This is a genomic window from Streptomyces calvus, from assembly GCF_006782915.1.
In the GTDB taxonomy this organism is placed as follows: domain Bacteria; phylum Actinomycetota; class Actinomycetes; order Streptomycetales; family Streptomycetaceae; genus Streptomyces; species Streptomyces calvus.
In genome coordinates this window covers 39992-62645 of sequence record NZ_VCNP01000055.1, presented here as the reverse complement: position 1 = coordinate 62645, position 22654 = coordinate 39992, and the positions used below count along the sequence as shown (strand labels likewise).

Below are 22654 nucleotides of genomic sequence, written 5' to 3'. Positions count from 1 at the left end.
TCGACCCCGTCCCACCTGCGCAAACACGCACGGACTCCGGGCGGACACGCGAACGTCCCGCCCCTCCGGGACGGAGGGACGGGACGTCGTGGCGTGCTGTGCTCAGCCGATCTGCGTGCCGGTCGCCGAGAGGGCCTCCGTCACCGGCTGGAAGAAGGTCTCGCCGCCCGAGGAGCAGTCGCCGCTACCGCCGGAGGTGAGGCCGACCGCCTGGTCGCCCGAGAAGAGCGAGCCGCCGCTGTCACCGGGCTCGGCGCACACGTCGGTCTGGATGAGACCGTTCACGATGTCGCCGTTGCCGTAGTTCACGGTGGCGTCCAGACCGGTGACCGTGCCGGAGTGCACCTGGGTGGTGGAGCCGCTGCGGGTGACCTCCATGCCGACGGTGGCCTCGGCGGCGCCGGAGATCGCCTGCGTGGAGCCGTTGTAGAGGTTCACCTCGCTCGGGTGGTCCACCTCGGCCGTGTACTTCACCAGGCCGTAGTCGTCGCCCGGGAAGCTGGACGCCGCGTTCTCGCCGATCACGTTGCCCGAGGAGTCGGACCAGGTGGTGATGCCCTCGGTGCAGTGCCCGGCGGTGAGGAAGTGCGGCTCGCCGCCCTTGGTCACGTTGAAGCCGAGCGAGCAGCGCCCGCCGTTGCCGGTGATGGCGTCGCCGCCCGCGATGAAGGGCTTGTACTCGCCCTTGGTGCGCTGGAGTTCGGCCTTGGCACCCAGCCCGTCGACGACCTTCGTCAGCTTGGCCCACTCGGCCTCGGAGACGGTGCGGTCCGCGGTGACGACGACCTTGTTGGTGGTCGGGTCGGTCACCCAGGAGGTGCCCGGGATGGTGGCGTCCTGCTTGAGGGTGGTGCGCGCGCTCTTCAGGTCGGCGAGGGAGTTCGCGACGACTCTGGCCTTGGCTCCGGCCGACTCGACGGTCTCGGCGGCCGCCTCGTCGAGCACGTTCACCACGAGCGCCTTGCTCTTTGCGTCGTAGTACGTTCCCGCCGCGTCGGTGCCCAGGTCCTGGGCGAGCGTCGAGGCGAGCTTTCCGGCCGCGGTGATCGAGAGGGTCCGGGGCGCGGAGTCCGCCGGGGTCTCGCTGGCGTTCGCAGTCTGGAAGGTGACCGCGCCGGCGGCCAGTGCGGCGATGCCCGCACCCGCCATCAGTGCACGGCGCCTGGGTATGCGTCGGTGCTTCAACTCACGTCCTCCTGTGGGGGGACGGTCCGGGGAGGTTGTGGGGACCTCGCCGAACCGGAAGGCGTACGGCCACGGGGGTGGAACACGAAAGAACCGACACCCGTGCCGGTCGAACGGCGCCTACTCTTCCGAACGCCACAGGGAGCACACAAGGTCGACTTCAGGACGCGCGTACGGCAACACACGCGCGCCCCCTATGTCCTGACAGGTCATGGACACGCAGGAACGTTCACACTGCAAATGCTACGAAGGAGTAACCGGGGGTGTGGTCGACGCGATCCGACCATGGCCGAAAATCGACCCTTGGAGGTCCGGATCCGTGCGGGAGACGTTGGACGGAGTTGCTGTCGCACCGGTTCCCGGCCGGCGCCGACGGCGCCGGGCGCGCCGGTTCAGGCCGGACGAAGAGGGCGCCCGGCGGCCGCGAGAAGGCGTCCGGTGACGTAAGAAGAGGGAATCCGGCGACGCAGAAAGAAGGCGTCCGGCGGCCCGGAGAAGGCGTCCGGCGACGCGGGGAGAGGGCAAGGGAGAGCCCCCGCACGGCGATTGCGTGCGGGGGCCTGCCGTACTGCTGCCGGCCGCGGGTCGGTCGGACCCGTGGGGCGGGCGGTGAGCTCCGGGCCGGGCCCGGAGTCCGCTCCTAGGTGAGGCTGACGCCGTAGGCGCTCAGGGCCTCCGTCACCGGCTGGAAGAAGGTCGTGCCGCCGGAGGAGCAGTTGCCGCTGCCGCCCGAGGTGAGGCCGTAGGCGGTGCCGTTGCTGCCGTACAGCGAGCCGCCGGAGTCGCCGGGCTCGGCGCAGACCGTGGTCTGGATGAGGCCGTAGACGACGTCGCCGCCGCCGTAGTTGACGGTCGCGTTGAGCGCGGTGACCCGGCCGCTGTGCGTGCCCGTGGTGGAGCCGTCGCGGATGACGGTGGTGCCCACGGCGGGGGTGGCCGCGCGGGTGATGTCCACGCCGTTCGCGGTGCCGGGCCGGCTGACGGACCCCGTGTACCGCACGATGCCGTAGTCGTTGCCCGGGAAGCTGGTGCCGGCGGTCGAGCCGAGGACCGTGGTGCGGCTGGAGTTGGCGTACCAGGTGCCCGCGCCCTCGGTGCAGTGACCGGCGGTGAGGAAGTAGTCGACTCCGCTGCTGGAGCGGACGTTGAAGCCGAGGGAGCAGCGGCCGCTGCTCGAGTAAATGGCGTCGCCACCCTGGATGAGCTTGGTGAACTTGCCGGGCGTGCGCTTGACGGTGATCGCCTCGGCGTTGTCCCCGGCCTGCTTCTTGATCTTGTTGATCTCGGCCTGGGAGACGGTGCTGTCGACGGTGACGAGCACCCGGTTGGTCTTGCTGTCGACGGCCCAGGCGGTGCCCGGCACGTCGGCCTTCAGCACCGAGCTGCTGACGCTCTTGAGCTCGGCGGAGCTGAAGGTGGCGGGGGTGTCGGCCGCGTTCGCGCTGGGGACCGCGATGGCGGCGGCGGCCACGAGGCCGGTGGATACGGCGATCAGCCGAGTCCGTCTCGAGATGCCGCTGCGGGGGGTGGTGCGCTTGATCCTCACTTCTCGTTCCTCCACAAAGGAAGTAGGGGGCCCTCGTGGGGTTGTGGGCCCGGTGAGGCGCAGTCGGGAGGCCGTGTGCCCGGATTCCGAACACAGCGTGCTCCTGACAAGCGCTGGGCCGAGTATTCGGCCGACCGACCGTTCGGCGCAAGGGTGCCTTTCGGACGTCAACCTTTGAACCATTGAGGAGATTTGGTCCCAGCAGACGATCGCGTCATCCGAGGTCACACCCGTACCACGGCCGGCCGAACACCCCCGAGCTGTCCGAAAATCGCCGCTGGCCCGTCCGGCTCAGCAGCCGCAGTCGCAGCCGCAGTCGCACCCGTCGCAGCAGCCGTCCTCACCACCGCAGTTGCCGCAGCACTCGCAGCAGCTGCAGCAGTCGCCGCACCCGCTGCAGTCGCAGTTGGCGCAGGGCCCCTGCTTGGACTCGCGGGTCCAGGGGTCCTCATAGGTGGCGCAGCACAGTTGGCAGGTACAGGCGAGCCCCAGCCACACGGCGCAGCCGGCGAGCGCGCCGCGCCGCTCGCGACGGGGCGGCTCGGGCGGCGGCGGGGCGCCGGGCGTGCCCGGGGTGCCGGGCGGCGCGTAGGGGCCGGGTGCGTGGGCGCAGGAGGCGGCGGTGCCGAAGGCGCGGTGGACGGAGTTGGGCAGTTCGTGGACGAGCAGCCGGTGCGCGAGCCCGCCCTCCGTGCCGCGTCCCGGGGAGCCGCCGGGCGCCCACTCCACCTCGCGCAGGGCGAGCCGGATGCCGTGCACCGCGTCGTCGGCGAGCCGGCGGGCCTCCGCCAACGGCGTGCCGGTGGCGGTGAGCGGGTTCCAGGCGCCCGCGGCGGTGTCGGCCGCCAGGTCCTCGACGGCGTCGAGCAGATGCGCCAGCCGTCCGAAGAGCCGCCCCGCCTCCGCGAGCGGCCCGGCGTTGTGCGGCCGTCCGGCGAGCACCGCGGTGTGCGCGAAGGCCGCGGCGGTCGCGGTCTCGGTCGGCTCGGTGACGGCGAGAACCGGGGTGCCGGGGCCGGCCAGGGTCTCGATGCCGGCCTGCCGGTCCACGGCGTCCAGGAGGACGGCCGTGTCGAAGCCGACGTCCGAACCGGTCCGCGCCCCGGCCCGGTCCCAGCTCGCGGCGACCCGGCGCGCGGCGAGCGCCACCGGCCTGCGCGCCAGCATCCCGTCCCCGTCGGCGACATGGTCGCGCACCTTGGCGGAGGCGAGGACGAGGGAGACGGCCGCCGCGAGCCGCGCGCCCTCGCCGTGCGCGACGGACGCGGTGCGCATGCCGCGCAGCGGACACGGTCCCGCGGTGCGCCGTCCCGCCTTCGCGCGTCCTGCCTGAGCCTCCGTCAGAACGGATATGAGGAGCCCGTCGTAGTTGGTGACGATGCGGGCGAGCTGCCCGTGGTCCCCGCGCAGGGCGAGGCACAGCCCGCACAGATGGGCCATCCACTGGGCCGTGAGCCTCTCCCCCAGCCGGTGCCGACACGGCCTGACCATTCCGAACACGCCATTCCCCCGTGCAGTTGTGCGACGTCGAGCGGCGGCATCGTATCGGCCGCGCGTTCACCCGTACGCACCCGCCATCACCCGTACGCAGCCGAGAATCATATTTCACTCACAGTCAGCATCCGTTTGTGTCAAGACCCTTGGGAAACACGGACTCTCGACGGATTCGCTGTGCACCAGTACCGTCACAAACCCCCCGTGCGGCGTCTATCCACTTGGCGCACCATCCGCATCATGGACGACCATAGGGATGGGGAAAGCAAGAAAGACCGCTGTGAGAGGAGGCGTCCATGGGATCGGTACGCAAGGCGAGTGCCTGGCTCGGCCTCGTCGACGACAACGAAGACGAGCGTTACTACGACGACGACTACTCCGACGGGACCGAGCCCGGGGAGGCCTGGGTCACCGATCCGCGGGTCAAGGTGGCCGCGGACGTCGCCGAGGAGAAGGGCCGCCGGATCGGCACGGTCACCCCGGACAGCTTCCGGGACGCCCGCGCGATCGGCGAGCTCTTCCGCGACGGGGTGCCCGTCATCATGAACCTCACGGCCATGGACGCCGGCGACGCCAAGCGCGTCGTCGACTTCGCCGCGGGTCTGATCTTCGGCCTGCGCGGCTCCATCGAGCGCGTCTCGAACCGCGTGTTCCTGCTGAGCCCGGCCGACACCGAGGTGGTCAGCGGGGAACCGGCCGCGCACCGGTCGGACGGCTTCTTCAACCAGAGCTGAGGCAGGGCCGCTCACCGGCCTCCCCCCGAGGTCCCGGTCGGCTCCCTCTACCGGAACGCGTCGATTCCGGTGAGCGCCTTGCCCAGCACGAGCTGGTGCATCTCGACGGTGCCCTCATAGGTGAGCACCGATTCCAGATTGGTCGCGTGCCGCATCACCGGGTATTCGAGCGAGATCCCGTTGGCACCGAGGACCGTACGGGCCGTACGGCAGATGTCGATGGCCTCACGGACGTTGTTGAGCTTGCCGAAGCTGACCTGTTCGGGACGCAGGCGGCCGGCGTCCATGCGCCGCCCCAGATGGTGGGCGAGCAGAATCCCCTTGTGCAGTTCGACCGCCATGTCGGCGAGTTTGGCCTGGGTCAGCTGGAACCCTCCGATGGGCCGCCCGAACTGCTCCCGCGACTTCGCGTAGTCGACGGCCGCCTCGAAACAGCTCCGCGCGGCACCCATGGCGCCCCAGACGATCCCGTACCGGGCGTGCGAGAGACAGCTGAGCGGCCCCTTGAGCCCGGTCACCTCCGGCAGCACCGCGTCGGCGGGCAGCCGTACGTCGTCCAGGACCAGTTCACTGGTGACGGAGGCTCGCAGCGACCACTTGTGCCGGATCTCGGGCGCCGAGAAACCCGCGCTGTCGGTCGGCACCACGAAGCCGCGGATGCCGTCGTCGGTCCGCGCCCACACCACGGCGACCCCGGCCACCGATCCGTTGGTGATCCACATCTTGCGCCCGTTGAGCACCCAGTCGGTGCCGTCCTTCTTGGCGTACGTCCGCATCGAGGCGGGGTCGGAGCCGTGGTCGGGTTCGGTGAGCCCGAAACAGCCGATGGTCTCGCCGGCGGCCATGCCGGGCAGCCACCGCTGCTTCTGCTCCTCGCTGCCGAACCGGTGGATCGCGTACATCGCGAGCGAGCCCTGCACGGAGACCAGCGAGCGGATGCCCGAGTCGGCCGCCTCCAGCTCCAGGCATGCCAGCCCGTACTGCACGGCGCTCGCGCCCGCGCAGCCGTAGCCGTCGAGGGACATGCCGAGCGCGCCGATGCCGCCGAGCTCCCGCGCCAGTTCCCGGATGCCGGGCAGCTCGCCCTTCTCGTACCAGTCGGCGACGTACGGCAGCACCCGGTCCGCGGCCCAGGCGCGGACCGTGTCCCGGACGGCCAGGTCCTCCGGCTCCAGCAGGTCGTCGAGGCCGAGCGGGTCGGCGGGGTCGAAGGGGGGCAACTTCGCGGACGCGGACATGGGGCACCCTCCGGGGCTACTCCGGGAACTCCGGGACATTAACTAGCACTGCTAGTCACGGCTCGGGGCGACGTTACGACGCAGTCTCCCGCACGTCCACCCTGCCGGGGCCGGGCACGGCTCACACCCGCAGCTCGGAGACCCGGCGCTCGGCGGCCTCCCGCTGCGTGGGCACCTCCACGGCCGGCGTCCCGCCCTGCATCGCCCGCGGCAGCCGCAGCGCCATCACCGCGCCGAGCAGCAGCAGACCCGCGCTCACCAGCAGGGTCACGTGCAACCCGTGCACGAAGGCGTGGCGCGCCGCGTTCCTCAGGGCGGCCCCGGCGGGCCCGCCGAGCCGCTCCGCCACCTCGTACGCCTCGCCCAGCGAGTGCCCCGCCGCGGCGGACTCCCGCGCGGGCACCCCGGGCACGCCGGTCAGGCCGGGCGCGTAGGCCGCGTTCATCACGCTGCCCAGCAGCGCGATCCCGATCCCTGCGCCCAGTTGGTAGGAGGTCTCGCCCATCGCCGCCGCCCCGCCGGCCTGCTCCGGCGGTGCCTCGCTGAGCATCGACTCGTACGCCCCGAACAGCGTGGTCTCCAGACCGAAGCCGAGCAGCACGAAACCGGTGAGCAGCAGCGGGCCGTTGTCCCGGCCGCCCATCGCGGTCAGCGACACCACCGCGGCGGCCGTGAGGCAGAAGCCGAAGCAGACCATGCGGCGCGGGCCGAACCGGCGCAGCATCCGCGCGCCCGCGAGACCGGCGGCCATCGCGGCGACGGTCAGCGGCAGCAGGCGGAGTCCGGTTTCCAGCGGGGAGAGGCCGAGCACGAGCTGGAGGTACTGCGCGGCGATCAGTTCCAGGCCCACCAGGGCGAGCATCGCCAGCACGATGCACCCCACCGACGTGCTGAACGCCGGCCGGGCGAACATCCGCAGGTCGACCAGCGGATGGGTGCGGCGCCGCTGCCGGCGCACGAAGGCGGCCATCAGTGCGGCGCCCGCCACCAGCGGCAGCACGGTCCACACGCCGGCCACGGGCTCCTGGCCGCCGAGCCGCTTCACGCCCAGGACCAGCGCGAACAGTCCGGCTGCGGCCATCAGCGCGCCGACCACGTCCCAGGGGCCGTCGCCGTCGCCCTTCGACTCCGGCAGCAGGATCCGGCCCACCGGCAGGCTCACCAGCATCAGCGGGATGTTGACCAGGAAGACCGAGCCCCACCAGAAGTGCTCGAGGAGGAAGCCGCCGAGCAGCGGTCCGACCGCGGCGCCCACCGCGGCGACCGCGCTCCAGACGCCGATGGCCAGGGCCCGTTCCCGCCGGTCCGGGAAGACCTGCCGCAGGATCGACAGGGTCGCCGGCATGATCATCGCGCCGCCGACGCCGAGCAGCGCCCGCGCCACGATCAGCACGTGGGCGTTGTCCGCGAGGGCCGCCAGGCCGGAGGCGACGCCGAACAGGGCGTAGCCGAGCAGGAGGACGCGTCTGCGGCCGACCCGGTCGCCCAGGGTGCCGAAGAGGATCAGCAGCGAGGCGCAGACCAGCGGGTAGGCGTCGACGATCCAGAGCAGTTCCATTGCGCCGGGCCTGAGGTCCTCGGTGACCGCGGGAACCGCCACGTGCAGCACGGTGGCGTCGACGGCGACCAGCAGCAGGCTGACGCAGAGGACGACGAGTACCACCCAGCGGTTGGCACCGGCCCCGGCCGCCCGACGGCGCGGCGCGGTGGCGGCCGTGGTCGTCCCGGACATGTACGTACCTCCCAGATGCTCCCCCGCGATCGGCGGACTCACGCCAGGCGGGGACTCCCCCGTGGCTCGGCCGGAGCGGAGCGGTCGCCTCCGGCCCGCGCGACGTACGGCGAGTGACACGTCAGAGTACGCGAGTGGCGCCGGAGGTCGAGTGGCGGGCCTCTCACAGCTCCGGCACATCGATGTGGCGTACACCACTTCTCGGGCGGGCCGTGCGCGGGCGACGGGCGGTCCGGTTCCGCTCCCGGTCGATAATCGGGCCCGTGAACGATCCCGACACCCGCGCCGTACCGGCGGCCCGCTCCCGTGCGCTGCGCCGGGCCGTGCCGGCGCTCCTCGGGTACGCCGCCGTGCGCGCGCTGGGCCTGGTCGTGCTGGCCCTGTGGAGCGCGGCGCGCGGCACGGACGCGTACACCCTGCTGACCGCCCGCTGGGACGCGCTCTGGTACACGCGGGTCGCCGAGCTGGGGTACGGCTACGAGGTGCGCCTGCCGAACGGCGACGTCCACTCCAACCTGGCGTTCTTCCCGCTGCTGCCGTGGCTGGAGCGACTGGTGGCGGCGGTGTCGCCGCTGTCGTACGCCGACGGCGGGTTCCTCGTCGCCGTGCTCGCCTCGCTCGCCGCGGCCTGGGGGATCTTCGCGGTGGCCGACCACGTGTACGGGAGCCGGGCCGCGGTGTGCGCGGTGCTGCTGTGGGCGGTGCTGCCGGTCGGGATCGTGCAGTCGATGGCGTACAGCGAGTCCCTGTTCACGGCGCTGGCCGCCTGGTCGCTGTACGCCGTGCTGACGGGCCGCTGGGTGACGGCGGGCGTGCTGGCGGGGCTGGCCGGGCTGACCCGGCCGGTGGGGCTGGCGGTGGTCGCGGCGGTGTGGGCGGCGGGCATCGCCGCCTTCGTCCGCGACCGCGCCCCCCGGGTACGGGAAGGGTCGCCCGTCGCCGCGGAAGGCGCCCGCGCCGCACCGGAACGGGCCTCCTTCGTGCGGCGGCGCAGCACGAAGGCGGCGGGCGGCGCGCGGCGCGGAGAACGCGCCGGTGGGTCCGCGGCCGCCCCGCGCGTCCACGCACCGGAGGGAGCCCGGGCCGGTCCGGGCGCCCCCGGTGTCCGCGCGCGCCGGGCTCTCGGCATGTTCCTCGCGCCCCTCGGAGCCGCCGGTTACGTTCTGTGGGTCGGGCACCGGACCGGAGGCGGGCCGCTGGGATATCTCGAGGTGCAGGCGGGATGGCGGAACGGGTTCGACGGCGGCTACGCCTTCGCCCGCTTCGTCGCCGCGAAGTTCACCTCGTTCCCCTCGGCCGCGGCGGGCCTCGGCCTGGTCGCCGGTGTCGGCCTCGTGGTGTGGCTGTACGTCGTCTGCGTACGGCAGCGCCAGCCGCTCCCGCTGCTGGTGTACGCCGGTGCGGTCACCGCGCTCGCCCTGTGTGCGTCGAGCTACTTCGGCTCCAAGCCGCGCCTGCTGCTGCCCGCGTTCCCGCTGCTGCTGCCCCTCGCCCTGGCCCTGGCCCGGCTGCGTCCGCCCAGGTCGGCGCTGGTCCTGGGGCCGGTCGCGGTGGCCTCCGCGGTGTACGGCGCCCTCTGGCTGAACGGCTCCGGCCCGCCCTGACCGGCCCGTGCCCCCGATGAGCGCCGGGGAAATTCCGCACCAGCCCCCGGTGAACAAATTCAAAAGCGCGATAAAACCTTCACCCTGAATGATCAAAGGAATTGCGGGTCGCGGTGCGCGGGGCATTGCGCATTCGTTGTGAATAAAGGCGCCACTGAGAGGAATGCCACATCACATCGTCATCACAAAGCCACTGATTGGACGGGGTTCCGCACTCACTCGCTGTAACGTCGATTGGGTGCGTACCGAACGGAAGCCCACCCGTCTGGACCGGGTGTTCGCGAGGCTGGATCGTGAGCCGGAACGACCGGCTCACATCGGCGTGCCGCGGATGAGCCGGCACCGGGTGGTGCTTTTCGGCGCCTCCCTGGCCTTCTACCTGGCGATCGTGTGGGCCGTACTGATCACCTCGTGGCTGGTCCGGCTGGACTGGCAGGTGATGTTCTTCCGCCCCTACCAGCAGTGGTCCGAGATCCACGCCTTCGTCGACTACTACGTGGTCCTCGGCCAGCGCGGACCGACCGCCGTGATGGTCGCGGCCTGGCTGGGCTGGCGCTCCTGGCGGCAGCACACCCTGCGCCCGCTGCTCGCGCTCGGCGTCTCCCTGTTGTTGCTGAACGTCACCGTGGGCGCCGCGAAGTACGGCATGGGCCGCCTGGGACCGCACTACGCGACCGAGATCGGCTCGAACGAGATGTGGCTCGGCGGCGATATATTTCCCAGCGGCCACACCGCCAACGCGGTGGTGACCTGGGGCATCCTGGCCTATCTGGCCTCCACTCCGCGGGCCCGCCGCTGGCTGTCCGCACTGTCCGCGGTGACCTCGCTGGGCGTGGGCCTGTCCACCGTCTACATCGGGACGCACTGGCTGAGCGACGTGCTCCTGGGCTGGGTCGCGGGCCTGCTGATCCTGCTGGCGCTGCCCTGGTTCGAGCCGATGATCGCGCGCGCCGAGACCCGGATCCTGGCGCTGCGCGACCGCCTGCTGGCCGGTCACCGCCGTGCGGCGGCGGCACCGGGCCCGGTCGGGCAGCCGGTCGTGCTCACGCCGCTCACCGACCGTGCGGAGCCGGCACCCGAGCCGCTGCACGCGGGCCGACCGGCCGGCCGGTCGCCCGCCTATCTGGCGCCCGGCCCGCACACCACCCGCGCGGAGCGCTCCCCGGTCAGCCCCGGAGGCAGCCGCCGCCCTCCGCACGCGGAACGCCATCCGCGCGGCACGACGTCGTCGACCCGGCCCTGACACGCGTCAGCGGCGCGCGTACGCACACCGCGGCCCCGGTTCCGTCACGGAACCGGGGCCGCGGCCGTGTCCCGGTGTTCTTCCGGGCCCGCGTGCGCGTCAGCCCTTCCAGGCCCGCGCCACCCGGCCGTCCTTCACCTCGAAGTTCAGCCGGCCCACGCGGTACTCCATGGTGATGATCGCCCCGGGCGGCAGCGCCCGCACGGAGGACCAGCCGCGCTCGCGCGCGAGGTGCTCGGCCCGGTCCGCGGCGAGGCCGACATAGGTGTCCGGGCTGTCCTGGGGTTCCGCCGAGGGCGTCGGAATGGGTGCCATACGGCCACGCTATGCCCTGGCCCGTGAGCACGGAAGTCCACCCCGGTAACAGCGCCCCGGATCCCCCGGCGGTCACACTTCTGTCACAGGATCACGACAGCCGTCGACGCCGCTCGCCCTCACTCGTACGGGCGATTCCGTACCTCTTCCGCAGGCATTCCCATGGAATTCCCGCGTGTCACACGGCGTCCGCGATAAACCCCGGCGGAAAGTGCCGTGGAAGACTCCCGGGACCCCATTCCCCTTTCTTCGCCGCTAATGATCACGGAAGCCGGATGCGCACAGAAAATGCCCACTTCCGTCACATGACCGCCATGCCCTCTGTCGGAGCGCGCGCAGGGCGAGCATCATGGCGTGGGCCCGGGGTACATGTGGCGCGGGCTCCGGCGGCCCGGCGCGCGATGAGCGAAGGGGCGAGCGATGGGGACGCACACCGTGCACGAGGCGGCGCGACCGGCGGGCGCACGGCGGCGGGGGCTGGTGGTGATCGACTGGCTGACCACCACCGACCACAAGAAGATCGGCCACCTCTACCTGGTCACGTCGTTCGTGTTCTTCCTCATCGCCGGCGTGATGGCGCTGCTGATGCGGGCCGAGCTGGCCCGGCCGGGACTGCAGATCATCGACAACCAGCAGTTCAACCAGATGTTCACGATGCACGGCACGATCATGCTGCTGCTGTTCGCGACGCCCAGCTTCGCCGGGTTCGCCAACGAACTGATGCCGCTGCAGATCGGCGCGCCCGACGTGGCCTTCCCGCGGCTGAACATGCTCTCGTACTGGCTGTTCCTCTTCGGCGGTCTGATCGTGCTCGGCTCGCTGGTGGTGACCGGGGGGCCGGCCGCGTACGGCTGGTTCGCCTACGCCCCGCTGAACAGCATGCGGTACTCGCCGGGCCTCGGCCCCGACCTGTGGATCATGGGTCTGGCGCTGGCCGGTTTCGGCACCATCCTCGGCGCGGTCAACTTCATCGCCACCATCGTGGGAATGCGCGCACCGGGCATGACGATGTTCCGGATGCCGCTGTTCACGTGGAACACGCTGTTCACGTCGATCCTGATCCTGATGGCGTTCCCGGTGCTGGCGGCGGCGCTGCTGGTGCTGGAGTCGGACCGGCGGTTCGGCTCGCACGTCTTCGAGGCGGCGGGCGGCGGGGCGCTGCTGTGGCAGCACCTGTTCTGGTTCTTCGGCCATCCCGAGGTCTACATCATCGCGCTGCCGTTCTTCGGCATCGTCACGGAGATCATCCCGGTCTTCAGCCGCAAGCCGCTGTTCGGCTATCTGACGCTGGTCGGCGCCACCATGGCCATCACGGGGCTGTCCGTCGTGGTGTGGGCGCACCACATGTTCGCCACCGGTGCGGTGCTGCTGCCGTTCTTCTCCTTCATGAGCTTCCTGATCGCGGTGCCGACGGGCGTGAAGTTCTTCAACTGGACCGGCACCATGATCAAGGGCTCGCTGTCCTTCGAGACGCCGATGCTGTGGGCCACCGGGTTCCTGGTGTCGTTCCTGTTCGGCGGGCTGACCGGGGTGCTGCTGGCGTCGCCGCCGCTGGACTTCCACGTGACGGACTCGTACTTCGTCGTCGCGCACTTCCACTACGTGGTCTTCGGCACCGTCGTCTTCGCGACCTTCGGCGGGTTCTTCTTCTGGTGGCCCAAGTTCACCGGGAAGATGCTCGACGAACGGCTCGGCAAGATCCAGTTCTGGACGCTGTTCGTCGGCTTCCACACCACGTTCCTGGTGCAGCACTGGCTGGGCGCCGAGGGCATGCCGCGCCGTTACGCCGACTACCTGGCGGCGGACGGCTTCACCGCCCTCAACACCGTCTCGACCATCGGCGCGTTCCTGCTCGGCCTCTCCACGCTGCCGTTCCTCTACAACGTCTGGAAGACGGCCAAGTACGGCAGGAAGGTCGAGGTCGACGACCCGTGGGGCTTCGGCCGCTCGTTGGAGTGGGCCACCTCCTGCCCGCCGCCCCGGCACAACTTCACGACGCTGCCGCGGGTCCGTTCGGAGTCGCCGGCGTTCGACATGAACCATCCGGAGTACGCGGCCCTGACGCCCCAGCCCGAGCCAACGAGCGAGCAAGCCGGTCGTGAGCCGCGCTGACGGCGTCGAGCAGTCCGGCCGGTTCCAGCACCTCGAACTCGAAGCCCAGCAGCATCACGTGCACCACCATGACGTCGAGGCTCGCGGCGCCGGTCCGCAGCAGGCAGCTGTCCGGGCCCTCCGCCTCGAGCGTGCCCGTGGTCGGCTCGATCCGCTCGGCGGCCTCCTCCCGCGGCACCAGCAGGCGGATCACCGCGTGCGAGGCGTACGCGCCGGTGGAGACGCCCCGGGAGACGTAGGCGGCCAGGTCCTCGGCGGGCGGCTCGCGCGGCACGAAGCGCGGACCGTGCGGCGGCCGCGGGCTGATGCGGTCCGCGCGGAAGGTGCGCCAGTCCTCACGGCCGAGGTCCCAGGCGACCAGGTACCAGCGTCGCTCGGAACACACCAGGCGGTGCGGCTCCACGGTGCGGCGCGAGGGTGTGCCGTCGTGCCCCCGGTACTCGAAGCGCAGCCGTTCGGCGTCCCGGCACAGATGGGCCAGCTCGGTCAGCACCGCCGGGTCCACGGCGCCCGGGCCGGGGCCGCGCAGCATCGGCACGGTGAAGGCGTTCAGCGCGGCGACCCGGCGGCGCAGCCGGTCGGGCAGCACCTGCTCCAGCTTGGCGAGGGCGCGTACGGAGGTCTCGCCGATGCCCTCGACGGCCTGCCCGGCGGCGGTGCGCAGTCCGACGGCGACGGCGACGGCCTCCTCGTCGTCCAGCAGCAGCGGCGGCAGCTCGGCGCCCGCGCCCAGCTGGTAGCCGCCGCCGGTGCCGGGGCTGGCGTTGACGGGGTAGCCCAGCTCGCGCAGCCGGTCCACGTCGCGGCGGACGGTGCGGGCACTGACGCCCAGCCGTTCGGCCAGCGCGGCGCCGGACCACTCGCGGTGTGCCTGGAGCAGGGACAGCAGACGCAGCAGACGTGCCGAGGTCTCCACCATGGCGCCGAGTCTGCCAGGGCATGCGGACGGCTTCTGTCCTGAACGGGCCGCGGTTCAGGGCTCGTAGGCCAGCTGCGGCACCCGGAAGCAGGTGCGGTTCATGTCGCCCTGGGTGACCCAGCCCCGGTCGTCCCGCCAGCGCGCCACGGACAGACAGCTCCTCCCCGTTCCCGGCGGCTCGGGCGACGGCCGGAAGGACACCGGCAGCAGCAGTCCGCCCGCCGTGTAGCCCTCGGCCCGGTTCACCGCGGAGTCGACGCAGGCGCGGGTGATGCCCGTGCGCGCGCAGGACCGGGCGGCGTCGGTGAACCAGCGCGCGGCGGCCCACCCCTCCAACTGCCACTGGGAGTGGGTCTTCAGGTCCGCGGTGGCGTCGCGGAACTCGCGGACGGCCGGGTGGCCGGTGTCCTGGAAGTTGCGGCTGGAGCCGGTGGCCCACAGGGCGTTGCGGCAGCGCGGGGCGTCCTTGTGGTCCTCGGCGACGGTGGAGGTCCAGTTCTGCACGTTGGTGACCTTGGCGGTGACCCGGGCGCCGACGTCGTCCATGGCCCGGCACAGGCGGGCGTTGCCGTGGCGGTCGATGGCGTCGAAGACCAGGTCGGCGCCCTGCTCCTTCAGGTCGGCGGCCACCGCGCGGAAGTTGGGCAGCGCGAAGTCGACCTGCTGGGTGACCACCCGGTAGCCCTCGGCCTTCAGGCCCCGTTCGACGAGCCGCGCGTAGGCGGCGGACGCGGACTGGTTGTAGGAGACGACCGCGGCGGTGCGGGCGCCGTGCTCGCGCTTGAAGTAGCGGTACACCTCCGTGCCGCCGTACAGCGTGCCGTCCCAGCCGGGCGTGCCGTTCCTCGGCGCGCTGCTGCCGTAGACGCTGTAGAGGTGCGGGTAGGTGTCGTAGGCGGTGCCGATGGGCTGGCCGCCGATGTCGGGCACGCCCGCGCGCGAGACGCGGGAGGCGCCCGCGTAGTCGAGGACGGTGGTGGCCACCAGGGCGACCACCTCGTCCTCCTCGATCAGCCGGTGCACGCACTCGTTGTTGCCGGCGCCGCTGCCGCCGTCGTCGCAGAGCCGCACCTCGACGGGCCGGCCGTCGATGCCGCCGCGCGCGTTGAGCCGGTCGAAGTACGCCCTGGCGCCGTCGCGCGGGCCGGTGAAGGCACCGGCGCCGACCGGGCTGGTGGCGCTGGTGAGGATGCCCACCCGGACCGGTTCGCCGGTGGCCGGTGCGGAGGCGGGCGGGCGGCGGCCGTCGTCCTGGAAGTCGCTCTCGGGCAGGCGGCTGCCGCAGGCCGCGGTCAGCGCGAGGAGCAGTGCGGTGGCGAGGGCCTCAGCAGCCGGGGACGGACGGGGGCGAGCCATCGCCGCTCAGTTGCACCAGCGCGCACAGCGACTTGACGGACACCTTCCAGGTGCCGTCGTCCTCGACGGCCTTTCCGGAGGCGTCCGGCAGGGCGGTGACGCCCTTCAGGGTGAGGGCGAACTTCACGTCCGCCTCGGTCGGCGAGGTGAACGACACCTCGGAGACCTTCGCCTGGACCTGTCCGCCGCGCTCGTCGCCGCTGAAGAACTGGAGCAGCGGGCCCATCAGTTCGCCGTGCTGCAGGAGCTTCTTCTTGTCGTCCAGGGAGGTCTTGGGATCGAAGAACTTCTCCCAGTTCTGCTTGACCTCGCGCTCGGCGGCCGCCCTGTCCGCGGGCCCCTCGGCCGTCGCGGTCGCCGTGCGCTCGGCCGTCCCCGTGGCGTTCGGGCTGTCGCCGCCGCCGTCGCCGCATGCCGCGAGGGCCGGTCCGAGGGCGAGGAGCAGGGCGGCGGTGACCGCCGTGCCCCGTCCCGCCGTCCGCGGGCGCGCCGGCCGCGCGTTCCCCCGCCTGAGGTCACTGCCGAGAACCATCTGGCTCACCACCGGGTGTCGGTCCGGGCCGTGGGCGCCCGGTGCTTTCAGGGTCGGCTTGCACAGGGCATCGTGCAAGCCGTCGGCGTCCGGCCGGGGCGGGCGGTCAGGTGCGAGGACATCCGACGTGGTGGGAGGCATGATGCGGACGGCACGAACGCCGACCGGACACCCTGTCCTGTGGGCGGGCTGGGTCGCGCTCGCCGCCGGGGCGGTGCTGTGCGTCCTCGGCTGGTACGGCGTCTCGGGTGAGCGCCACGCCGAACGGCAACTGCCCTATCTGGCCTCCGCCACGGTCCCGGGCGCCGCCCTGATCGTGGCCGGCGCGGTGCTGCTGGCGCAGGGGCGGTGGGCGGTCGCCGCCGCGCGCGTGGAGGAGCTGTACGACCTGCTGGTGGCCGCCGGGCCGGACGACGCGGACGGGCGGGAGCGGGCCGCCGACGCGCCGCCGGCGGTCGGCGGGGAGATGCTGATGGTGCCGGGCGGGACGCTGTGGCACCGGGCGGACTGCCCGCTGGTCGCGGGGCGGACGGAGGCGGTTCCGGTGGACGCGAAGCTGATGGCGGGCGGTGGGCTCCGGCCCTGCCCGATCTGCGAACCCGCCGAAGGGACCGACGGCTGACGTGGGCCCGACGGCCTCGCTGACGTACGACCTGGCCCTGGCCGGTCTCTCGGTGGGCGCGGCGGCGGCGCTCACCGGGATCGGCCTGATCGTGACGTACCGGGCGACGGGGGTGCTGAACTTCGCGCACGGGGCGATCGCCATGGTGTGCGCGTACGTGCTGCGGGGCTGCGTCGTCGACTGGGGCTGGCCGCTGTGGTGGGCCGCGGCGGTGACGCTGCTGGTGGTGGCGCCTGGGCTGGGGCTGGTGCTGGAGCGGCTGGTGTTCCGGCCGACGGCCGTGGCGGGCGGGGATCCGGCGCGCACGCTCATGGCGTCCATCGGGGTGTTCGTGCTCCTGGTGGGCGGGGCGGCGCTGGTGTGGGGGCAGGGGGCGCGGGACGACGCGCCGGTGCTGGTGGCGGCGGACCCGTGGGGGCAGCTGGCGGCGGTGGCCGTGCTGGGGGCCGCGGTGGCGGTGGTGATCCGCCGGACGCGGTTCGGGCGGGAGCTGCGGGCCGTCGTGGACGACCGGCGGCTGGCCGCGCTGGCCGGGGTCGACGCGGGCCGGGTCGCGGCGGCGGGCTGGGCGTTCGGCTCGTTCACGGCCGGCCTGACCGGCGTCCTGCTCGCGCCTCACGTACGGCTCGACCCGTACGGGCTGCCGCTGCTCGTCATGGAGGTGATGGCGGTCGCGGTCGCCGCGCGGATGCGGAGTCTGCCGGTGGCGGTGCTGGTGGCGCTCGCCGTCGGGGGGGCGCAGAGCCAGCTGACGCGGCTGCACCCGCCGGGGTGGGGCGAACCGCTGCTCCAGGCGGTCGGCGCGAACCTTTTCGTCGTGGCGCTGCTGTTCGCCGCCCTGGTGCTGCCCGGTGTCGGCACGGGCGACGCGCTGCCGCGCACGGCCACCGCGCGGGTGCCGTCGCCGCCGGGCGCCTGGATCGTGGCCGGGGTGCTGTTCCTGCTGCCGCTGGGCTTCGCCGGGCGGGACCTGCACACGGCGGTGCAGGTCCCGGCGCTGGCGGTGGTGCTGCTGTCGCTGGTGGTCGTCACCGGCCGGGGAGGGCAGATCTCGCTCGGGCAGGCGGCGTACGCGGGCCTGGGCGCCCTGTTCACGGCGCTGCTGGCGGCCGGCCGCTTCCCCGGCCTGCCCCGCGTGCCCGAGCCGGCCGCGCTGGCGGTGGCGGTCGTCCTGGTCGCTCCGCTGGGCCTGCTGACCGGCTGGCCGGCGATCGGCCGGCGGGGTCCCGCGCTGGCGCTGGCGACGTTCGCGGTGGGTGTCGGGGTGAGCCGGTTCGTCTTCGACCAGCCGTACGCCACGTCGGGGCTGTCCCTGGGCCGCCCGCCGGGGTTCGACGGGGACCGCGCCTACTACGTCCTGGAACTGGTCCTGCTGGGGTGCGCGCTGCTGGCGGTCCGGTCGCTGCGCCGGGGCCGTGCGGGGCGGGCGCTGGCGGCGATGCGGGACGACGAGGCCGGGGCGCGGGCGGCGGGCGTGGGCGTGCCGTCGCTGAAACTCCTGGCCTTCGTCTGCGGTGCCGCGCTGGCCGCGCTCGGCGGCGGCATGCTCGGCATGGGGCTGCGCGCCTTCGACCCCGCCGCCTACGACCCCGTGCGGGGCCTGCTGTGGTTCGCGGCGGTGGTGGTGCTGGGCGCGGACAGCACCCTGGGCGCGCTGCTCGCCGCGGCCCTGCTGGTCGGCCTGGACGCCGGGACGCACGGGGGTGTGGCGGCGGCCGTGATCGGCGTACTGGCGGTCCTGGCGGGGCGTTTCCCCGGAGGGCCGTACGAGGTGCTGCGGGCGGCGGCGGGACGGCTGCGGCCTCCGCCGCGTCGGCCGCGGCCGACACCGCTGGCCGCGCGGCTGCGCCGTCGGCTGCGCGGGCCGGAGCCCGCCCGCGTGCCCGCCACGGCGCCGGCGGGAGCGACGGAGGCGGGAGCGACGGAGGCGGGAGCGACGGAGGCGGCCGCACGCCGGACGGCCCCCGCGGACCCGCGCCACGCACCGCACCGCCCGCCCGGCCGCCCCGCACCACACGCCGGAACGGCCGCGCCTCCGCCCGGCGGTTCCGTGCCGCGTGCCGGGGCGGCGGAGCCGGTGGCCGGGGGCCCGCCGGCCGGTCCGCCCGGGCCGGACGACGACCGGCGCCCGACGCCCCGGGACGAGGACACCGCCGGCACGCCGTCCGGCCGTCCCGCCCACCGCGACGCAACCGCAAGCACCCCCGGGAAGGGCCCCGCACCGGACCGGGCGCCCGGCCACGAGCCCTCCGGTGCCGCGCCGTCCGGCCGGCCGCCCGGCGAACGCCCCGACCGGAAGGACCCTCGACGGACCCGCGTCGGCCCGGCGGTCGCACCGGGCAGCGCGCTCGGCGCCGCCGAGCCCGTCCTGCGGGCGCGTGCCCTGCACGCGGCCTACGGCGGGTTCGTCGCGCTGGACGGTGTGGACCTGGACCTCCCGGCCGGGCGGGTGACCGCGGTGGTCGGGTCCAACGGGGCCGGCAAGAGCACGCTGTTCCACTGCCTGGCGGGGACGGTGCGGCCGACGCGGGGAACGGTCCGGCTCGCGGGGCGGGACATCACCCGGCTGCCCGCGCACGCCCGCACCCGCCTCGGCATCGCCCGCACCTTCCAGCAGCCGGCGGTCTTCCCGACGCTGACCGTGGCCGAGAACGTACGCGTCGGCGCCGAGCAGGGCCGGCCGGGCGCCGGTCCCGGCGCGGTGGAGCGCACGCTGCGGCTGCTCGGCCTCGACGGACCGGTGCGGGCCCACCCGGCCACCGGTCTGCCCACCGGCACCCTGCGCCGGGTGGAGCTCGCCCGCGCCCTCGCCACCGGCCCCCGTGTGCTCCTGCTGGACGAACCCGCCGCCGGACTCGACACCGGCGAGGTCGCCGCGCTGACCCGGATCCTCGCCGCGCTGGCCGCCGACGGCACGGCGCTGCTGGTCGTGGAGCACGATCTCGACCTGGTCGCCGGTCTCGCCGACGTGGTGCACGTGATGACCGCGGGCCGCGTGATCGCCTCCGGCCCGCCCGGCAGCGTCCTGGACGCCCTCGGGCGAACGGACCGCCCGGACACTCCCGGGCAGGCGGACCGCCCGGACACTTTCGGGGAGGGGGACCGCCCGTGACGCTCGTCTCGCTGCACCACGCGCGCGTGCGGTACGGCCCGCTGGAGGCCCTGCACGGCGTCACCCTGGCCGCCCCGGGCCCCGGGCTCACCGTGCTCCTGGGCCGCAACGGCTCCGGCCGCACGACCGTGCTGCGCGCGCTGGCCGGCGCCGTGCCGCTGTCCGGCGGGTCGGTGCGGTGGGACGGTGCGGACGTGACCGGCGTACCGGCGCACGAGCGGGCCCGGCGCGGGCTGTGCCTGGTACCGGAGCGGCAGGCCGTCTTCGGCTCCCTCACCGTGCGCGAGAACCTCGCCCTCACCGCGCCCGACCCCGAGCCCGCCCTCGCCGCCTACCCGGCGCTGCGGCTGCTGCTGGAGCGCCGGGCCGGCACCCTCTCCGGCGGCGAGCAGCGCATGCTGGCCCTGTCGCGGGCGCTGCTCGCCCGCGCGCGCGTGGTGCTCGTCGACGAGCCCGCGCAGGGCCTGTCCCCGGCGGTCGCGGCCCGCACGTACGCGCTGCTGGCGGCGCTCGACGCGTGCGTGGTCGTCGCCGAGCAGCGGCTGCCGCCCGCGCCGCTGCTCGGTCGTCCGGCGTTCGTGTACGTGCTGCGCCGCGGCTCGGTGGTGTTCGCCGGGGAGGCGGGCGAACTCGACGGCCGGTCCGGGACGTCGGCGGAGCGGCCGTGACGCGGTCCCGGAGCGGCGGTACGGCGGCACGGCGGTACTGCGGCACGGCGGCACGGCGGCACGACGGCACGGCGGCACGGCGGCACGGCGGCACGCGGTACGGCAGTACGGCGGAAGGCCCCGTCCGGTCGGACGGGGCCCCGTGTGCCGGGTGCGGCAGCGGCTCAGACGTCGAGGCGCTGTCCGGGCACGATCACGTCGGGGTCGTCGCCGACGACGGACCGGTTGGCCTCGTACAGGCGCTGCCAGCTCACGCCGTGCCGGGCGGCGATGCCGCTCAGCGTGTCGCCCGCACGGACGGTGTACTCCCCGCGCGAGGCGCCCCGGTCCGTGTGCCCGGCGGCCCGGGCGGGGCCGGTCTGCCGGGACGGGTCCGCCGGGGTCACGGGTGCCGACGGCCGTGCGGGCTTCGAGGACTCCGTCGTCCTCGAGGGCTCCGACGGGGTCGTGCGCGCGCTCCCCGAGCCCGTGGCGGGTGCGTCGCCCGACGCACCCGCGCGGGCCGAGCAGGTCGGCCACGCGCCCCAGCCCTGGGCGCGCTGGACCTTCGTGGCCACGGCGATCTGCTGGGACCTGGTGGCCCGGTCGGCCGTCGGCGCGTAGGCCGTGCCGCCGTAGGCGCGCCAGGTGGAGGCGGAGAACTGCAGTCCGCCGTAGTAGCCGTTGCCGGTGTTGATGTGCCAGTTGCCGCCGCTCTCGCACTGTGCGATGCGGTCCCACACCCCGCCGTCCGCCGCCGCGGCGTTCCCGGTGGCGGCCAGCAGGCCCAGCGGCGCGAGCAGCGCCGCGCCGGCCAGGACCGCCGCCGTGCGGGTCCTACGGGCGGTGTCGCGGGTGTTGTCGGCACATTCGGACATGTAGGTCCCTTCCCGAGGACTCGGGGCCCCGAGGCGGAACGCCGCTCGCCGCGCCATGGGGCGCGTGAGCCGCGGTCGCCCCGTCCGCCGTCGGGTCGTGCGGTGGTGCTGTTCGTGCGGTCGGCGGACGTACCCGAGCGGTGCTCGCTGCACACGGCGGAGGAATCTAGGGAGCGGCCGGGCCCCTGATCAACCAACCGCCTGTCGTGCCAGGCCAGTTGTGCCTTACCCTAGGTAGCAGCGATTTTCGGCCACCCATTTCATTCGCTGATTTCCGGATTTGTCGACCAGGACATCCGTAAACCTGTGAGACACCTCACCCGTTCAACGACATTGCGTACACGGCGAGTTGACATGGAGTGGCTGGTTCCGCGCCGGTCGTGACCGTGCGCGTCGGATGGTTCGATTCCGTTCGCCCTGGGGCGTGACTCCCGCCACAGATCGCCCGTTGTCTTCTTCATGAGCCGGGGACCCACCCGGACCACGGGCCGGGCGCCACCCGGCCTCGCCACGCACCGCATCCCGAGGGAGCCACCCGTGCCGCGCATGCTCGACGTCAGCGACGAGGTACGCGCCGAGATCGGCGACGAAGAAGCAGACCGCCTGCTCGTCGGAGAGTCCGCCCCGGGCAGTTACGACTGCACCTCCTGCCGCACCCCGGGCGACCCGGCGCAGGAGCGCACCAGCACCGTCCTGTTCATCGGGGACGAGACCGCTGTACTCGCCTTCGCCCACGCCACCTGCCTGCCCTCGCAGGTCGTCCAGGTCACCGAGGAGCAGCTCCAGGGCGCCGTGCGGGCCATCGGCGGTCAGGCCCCGGCGCCGGAACCGGTGAACGCGGCCCCGCAGCAGGCCGTGCTCGGGGTCACCAGCGGACTGGTCCTGATCGCCGGGGAACTGCACCCGGCCCTGGTCGTGGAGCCGACCGCGCCCGTCGCGCGGCCCGGCTCCCTGGGGGCCGGCGACGACTTCCTGCCGCTGCTGATCGAGCAGGGCTTCATGCCGCTGACCGAACTCGCGTCCGTACCGCCGGCGTTGCACGGCTGGTCGGTCCTGCTCGCCGCGGGACAGCTGCACGCCGTGCTCCAGCCCAGCCCCCACGGCGGCAGCCCGGTGGCGTGGTGGCAGGCGCACCAGCCGCTGCAGGTCACCGACGGCTGGCGGACGGCCGCCAACAAGCTCCGGCACGTGCTGATGTTCGCCGCCCCGGTCGGCTCCATCGGCCGCCAGCCGCGCGAGGACCTGCTGCGCGACGCGCTGGACAAGGCGGCGGCCAACGGCAAGCTGGTCGCCGCCACGCTGCCGCTCGCCGGCCTCTGACCGGCCCGGCGCTCCCCCGGCGACCCGGCGACCGGCGAAAGGCACAAAAGGACCGCATCCCTCGC

17 protein-coding genes and 1 pseudogene are annotated in these 22654 nt (G+C 73.6%); 8 read left to right on the top strand and 10 right to left on the bottom strand.

Annotated features, from left to right (window positions below; translation table 11 throughout):
* Positions 1 to 102 precede the first annotated feature (102 nt).
* From FGW31_RS27730 to FGW31_RS27720, 3 genes are all read right to left on the bottom strand, one after another.
* A complete protein-coding gene (locus FGW31_RS27730; RefSeq protein WP_142196283.1) occupies positions 103 to 1185 on the bottom strand; it encodes a S1 family peptidase in 1083 nt (360 codons plus the stop codon).
* Between the two features lie 640 nt (positions 1186 to 1825).
* Positions 1826 to 2731, bottom strand: a complete 906-nt coding sequence (locus FGW31_RS27725) for a S1 family peptidase (protein ID WP_142196282.1) — start codon at positions 2729 to 2731, stop codon at positions 1826 to 1828.
* Positions 2732 to 3022: 291 nt separating this feature from the next.
* Positions 3023 to 4231, bottom strand: a complete 1209-nt coding sequence (locus FGW31_RS27720) for a DUF5685 family protein (protein ID WP_142196281.1) — start codon at positions 4229 to 4231, stop codon at positions 3023 to 3025.
* Between the two features lie 290 nt (positions 4232 to 4521).
* Between FGW31_RS27720 and FGW31_RS27715 the strand changes: the two genes are divergently transcribed.
* Positions 4522 to 4959, top strand: a complete 438-nt coding sequence (locus FGW31_RS27715) for a cell division protein SepF (protein WP_142196280.1) — start codon at positions 4522 to 4524, stop codon at positions 4957 to 4959.
* Between the two features lie 47 nt (positions 4960 to 5006).
* Here the strand turns inward: FGW31_RS27715 and FGW31_RS27710 are convergent, their stop codons facing one another.
* The gene (locus FGW31_RS27710; protein ID WP_142196279.1) at positions 5007 to 6197 is read right to left on the bottom strand and encodes an acyl-CoA dehydrogenase family protein; all 1191 of its coding nucleotides are present in this window, start codon (positions 6195 to 6197) and stop codon (positions 5007 to 5009) included.
* A 121-nt stretch (positions 6198 to 6318) separates the two neighbouring features.
* On the bottom strand, positions 6319 to 7929 hold the full coding sequence (locus FGW31_RS27705) for an MFS transporter (protein ID WP_142196278.1): 1611 nt from the start codon (positions 7927 to 7929) through the stop codon (positions 6319 to 6321).
* Between the two features lie 263 nt (positions 7930 to 8192).
* Here FGW31_RS27705 and FGW31_RS27700 point away from each other — a divergent pair, with 263 nt between their 5' ends.
* Both FGW31_RS27700 and FGW31_RS27695 read left to right on the top strand, forming a co-directional pair.
* Entirely contained in the window at positions 8193 to 9533 is a 1341-nt protein-coding gene (locus FGW31_RS27700) for a glycosyltransferase family 39 protein (RefSeq protein ID WP_233452584.1), read from the top strand.
* Between the two features lie 238 nt (positions 9534 to 9771).
* The gene (locus tag FGW31_RS27695) at positions 9772 to 10776 is read left to right on the top strand and encodes a phosphatase PAP2 family protein (RefSeq protein WP_142196276.1); all 1005 of its coding nucleotides are present in this window, start codon (positions 9772 to 9774) and stop codon (positions 10774 to 10776) included.
* A 99-nt stretch (positions 10777 to 10875) separates the two neighbouring features.
* Here the strand turns inward: FGW31_RS27695 and FGW31_RS27690 are convergent, their stop codons facing one another.
* Positions 10876 to 11091, bottom strand: a complete 216-nt coding sequence (locus tag FGW31_RS27690; protein ID WP_142196275.1) for an I78 family peptidase inhibitor — start codon at positions 11089 to 11091, stop codon at positions 10876 to 10878.
* Positions 11092 to 11511: 420 nt separating this feature from the next.
* Here FGW31_RS27690 and ctaD point away from each other — a divergent pair.
* Positions 11512 to 13197: pseudogene (gene ctaD, locus FGW31_RS27685) on the top strand (aa3-type cytochrome oxidase subunit I); the annotation flags it as partial.
* On the opposite strand, the gene FGW31_RS27680 reads toward ctaD, so the two are convergent.
* Genes FGW31_RS27680 through FGW31_RS27670 form a run of 3 tightly spaced genes read right to left on the bottom strand, consistent with a single transcriptional unit; the run spans position 13082 to position 16010 of the window.
* On the bottom strand, positions 13082 to 14122 hold the full coding sequence (locus tag FGW31_RS27680; RefSeq protein WP_142196274.1) for a helix-turn-helix transcriptional regulator: 1041 nt from the start codon (positions 14120 to 14122) through the stop codon (positions 13082 to 13084). The pseudogene ctaD and the gene FGW31_RS27680 sit on opposite strands and share 116 nt — an antisense overlap.
* A 54-nt stretch (positions 14123 to 14176) precedes the next feature.
* Positions 14177 to 15478, bottom strand: a complete 1302-nt coding sequence (locus FGW31_RS27675) for an ABC transporter substrate-binding protein (protein ID WP_142196273.1) — start codon at positions 15476 to 15478, stop codon at positions 14177 to 14179.
* Entirely contained in the window at positions 15447 to 16010 is a 564-nt protein-coding gene (locus tag FGW31_RS27670; protein WP_142196272.1) for a hypothetical protein, read from the bottom strand. Before FGW31_RS27670 ends, FGW31_RS27675 begins: the two co-directional genes overlap by 32 nt.
* 142 nt (positions 16011 to 16152) lie before the next feature.
* Between FGW31_RS27670 and FGW31_RS27665 the strand changes: the two genes are divergently transcribed.
* Genes FGW31_RS27665 through FGW31_RS27655 form a run of 3 tightly spaced genes read left to right on the top strand, consistent with a single transcriptional unit; the run spans position 16153 to position 20412 of the window.
* Positions 16153 to 16632, top strand: coding sequence for a hypothetical protein (locus FGW31_RS27665; protein ID WP_142196271.1), 480 nt, complete (start codon positions 16153 to 16155; stop codon positions 16630 to 16632).
* Position 16633: 1 nt separating this feature from the next.
* A complete protein-coding gene (locus FGW31_RS27660) occupies positions 16634 to 19744 on the top strand; it encodes an ABC transporter permease subunit (RefSeq protein WP_142196270.1) in 3111 nt (1036 codons plus the stop codon).
* On the top strand, positions 19741 to 20412 hold the full coding sequence (locus FGW31_RS27655) for an ABC transporter ATP-binding protein (RefSeq protein WP_142196269.1): 672 nt from the start codon (positions 19741 to 19743) through the stop codon (positions 20410 to 20412). The genes FGW31_RS27660 and FGW31_RS27655 overlap by 4 nt, the downstream gene beginning before the upstream one ends.
* A gap of 164 nt (positions 20413 to 20576) precedes the next feature.
* Here FGW31_RS27655 and FGW31_RS27650 read toward each other — a convergent pair whose 3' ends face one another.
* Positions 20577 to 21269: a LysM peptidoglycan-binding domain-containing protein gene (locus FGW31_RS27650; protein ID WP_142196268.1), complete on the bottom strand. Its 693-nt coding sequence runs from the start codon at positions 21267 to 21269 to the stop codon at positions 20577 to 20579.
* 537 nt (positions 21270 to 21806) lie between these two features.
* Between FGW31_RS27650 and FGW31_RS27645 the strand changes: the two genes are divergently transcribed.
* A complete protein-coding gene (locus FGW31_RS27645) occupies positions 21807 to 22589 on the top strand; it encodes a hypothetical protein (RefSeq protein WP_142196267.1) in 783 nt (260 codons plus the stop codon).
* Positions 22590 to 22654: the final 65 nt, after the last annotated feature.

Coding starts and splice junctions, on each gene's coding strand:
- FGW31_RS27715 (WP_142196280.1), top strand. CDS start 4,522: ATGGGATCGGTACGCAAGGCGAGTGCCTGGCTCGGCCTCGTCGACGAC.
- FGW31_RS27710 (WP_142196279.1), bottom strand. CDS start 6,197: ATGTCCGCGTCCGCGAAGTTGCCCCCCTTCGACCCCGCCGACCCGCTC.
- FGW31_RS27705 (WP_142196278.1), bottom strand. CDS start 7,929: ATGTCCGGGACGACCACGGCCGCCACCGCGCCGCGCCGTCGGGCGGCC.
- FGW31_RS27690 (WP_142196275.1), bottom strand. CDS start 11,091: ATGGCACCCATTCCGACGCCCTCGGCGGAACCCCAGGACAGCCCGGAC.
- FGW31_RS27680 (WP_142196274.1), bottom strand. CDS start 14,122: ATGGTGGAGACCTCGGCACGTCTGCTGCGTCTGCTGTCCCTGCTCCAG.
- FGW31_RS27675 (WP_142196273.1), bottom strand. CDS start 15,478: ATGGCTCGCCCCCGTCCGTCCCCGGCTGCTGAGGCCCTCGCCACCGCA.
- FGW31_RS27670 (WP_142196272.1), bottom strand. CDS start 16,010: ATGGTTCTCGGCAGTGACCTCAGGCGGGGGAACGCGCGGCCGGCGCGC.
- FGW31_RS27665 (WP_142196271.1), top strand. CDS start 16,153: ATGCGGACGGCACGAACGCCGACCGGACACCCTGTCCTGTGGGCGGGC.
- FGW31_RS27650 (WP_142196268.1), bottom strand. CDS start 21,269: ATGTCCGAATGTGCCGACAACACCCGCGACACCGCCCGTAGGACCCGC.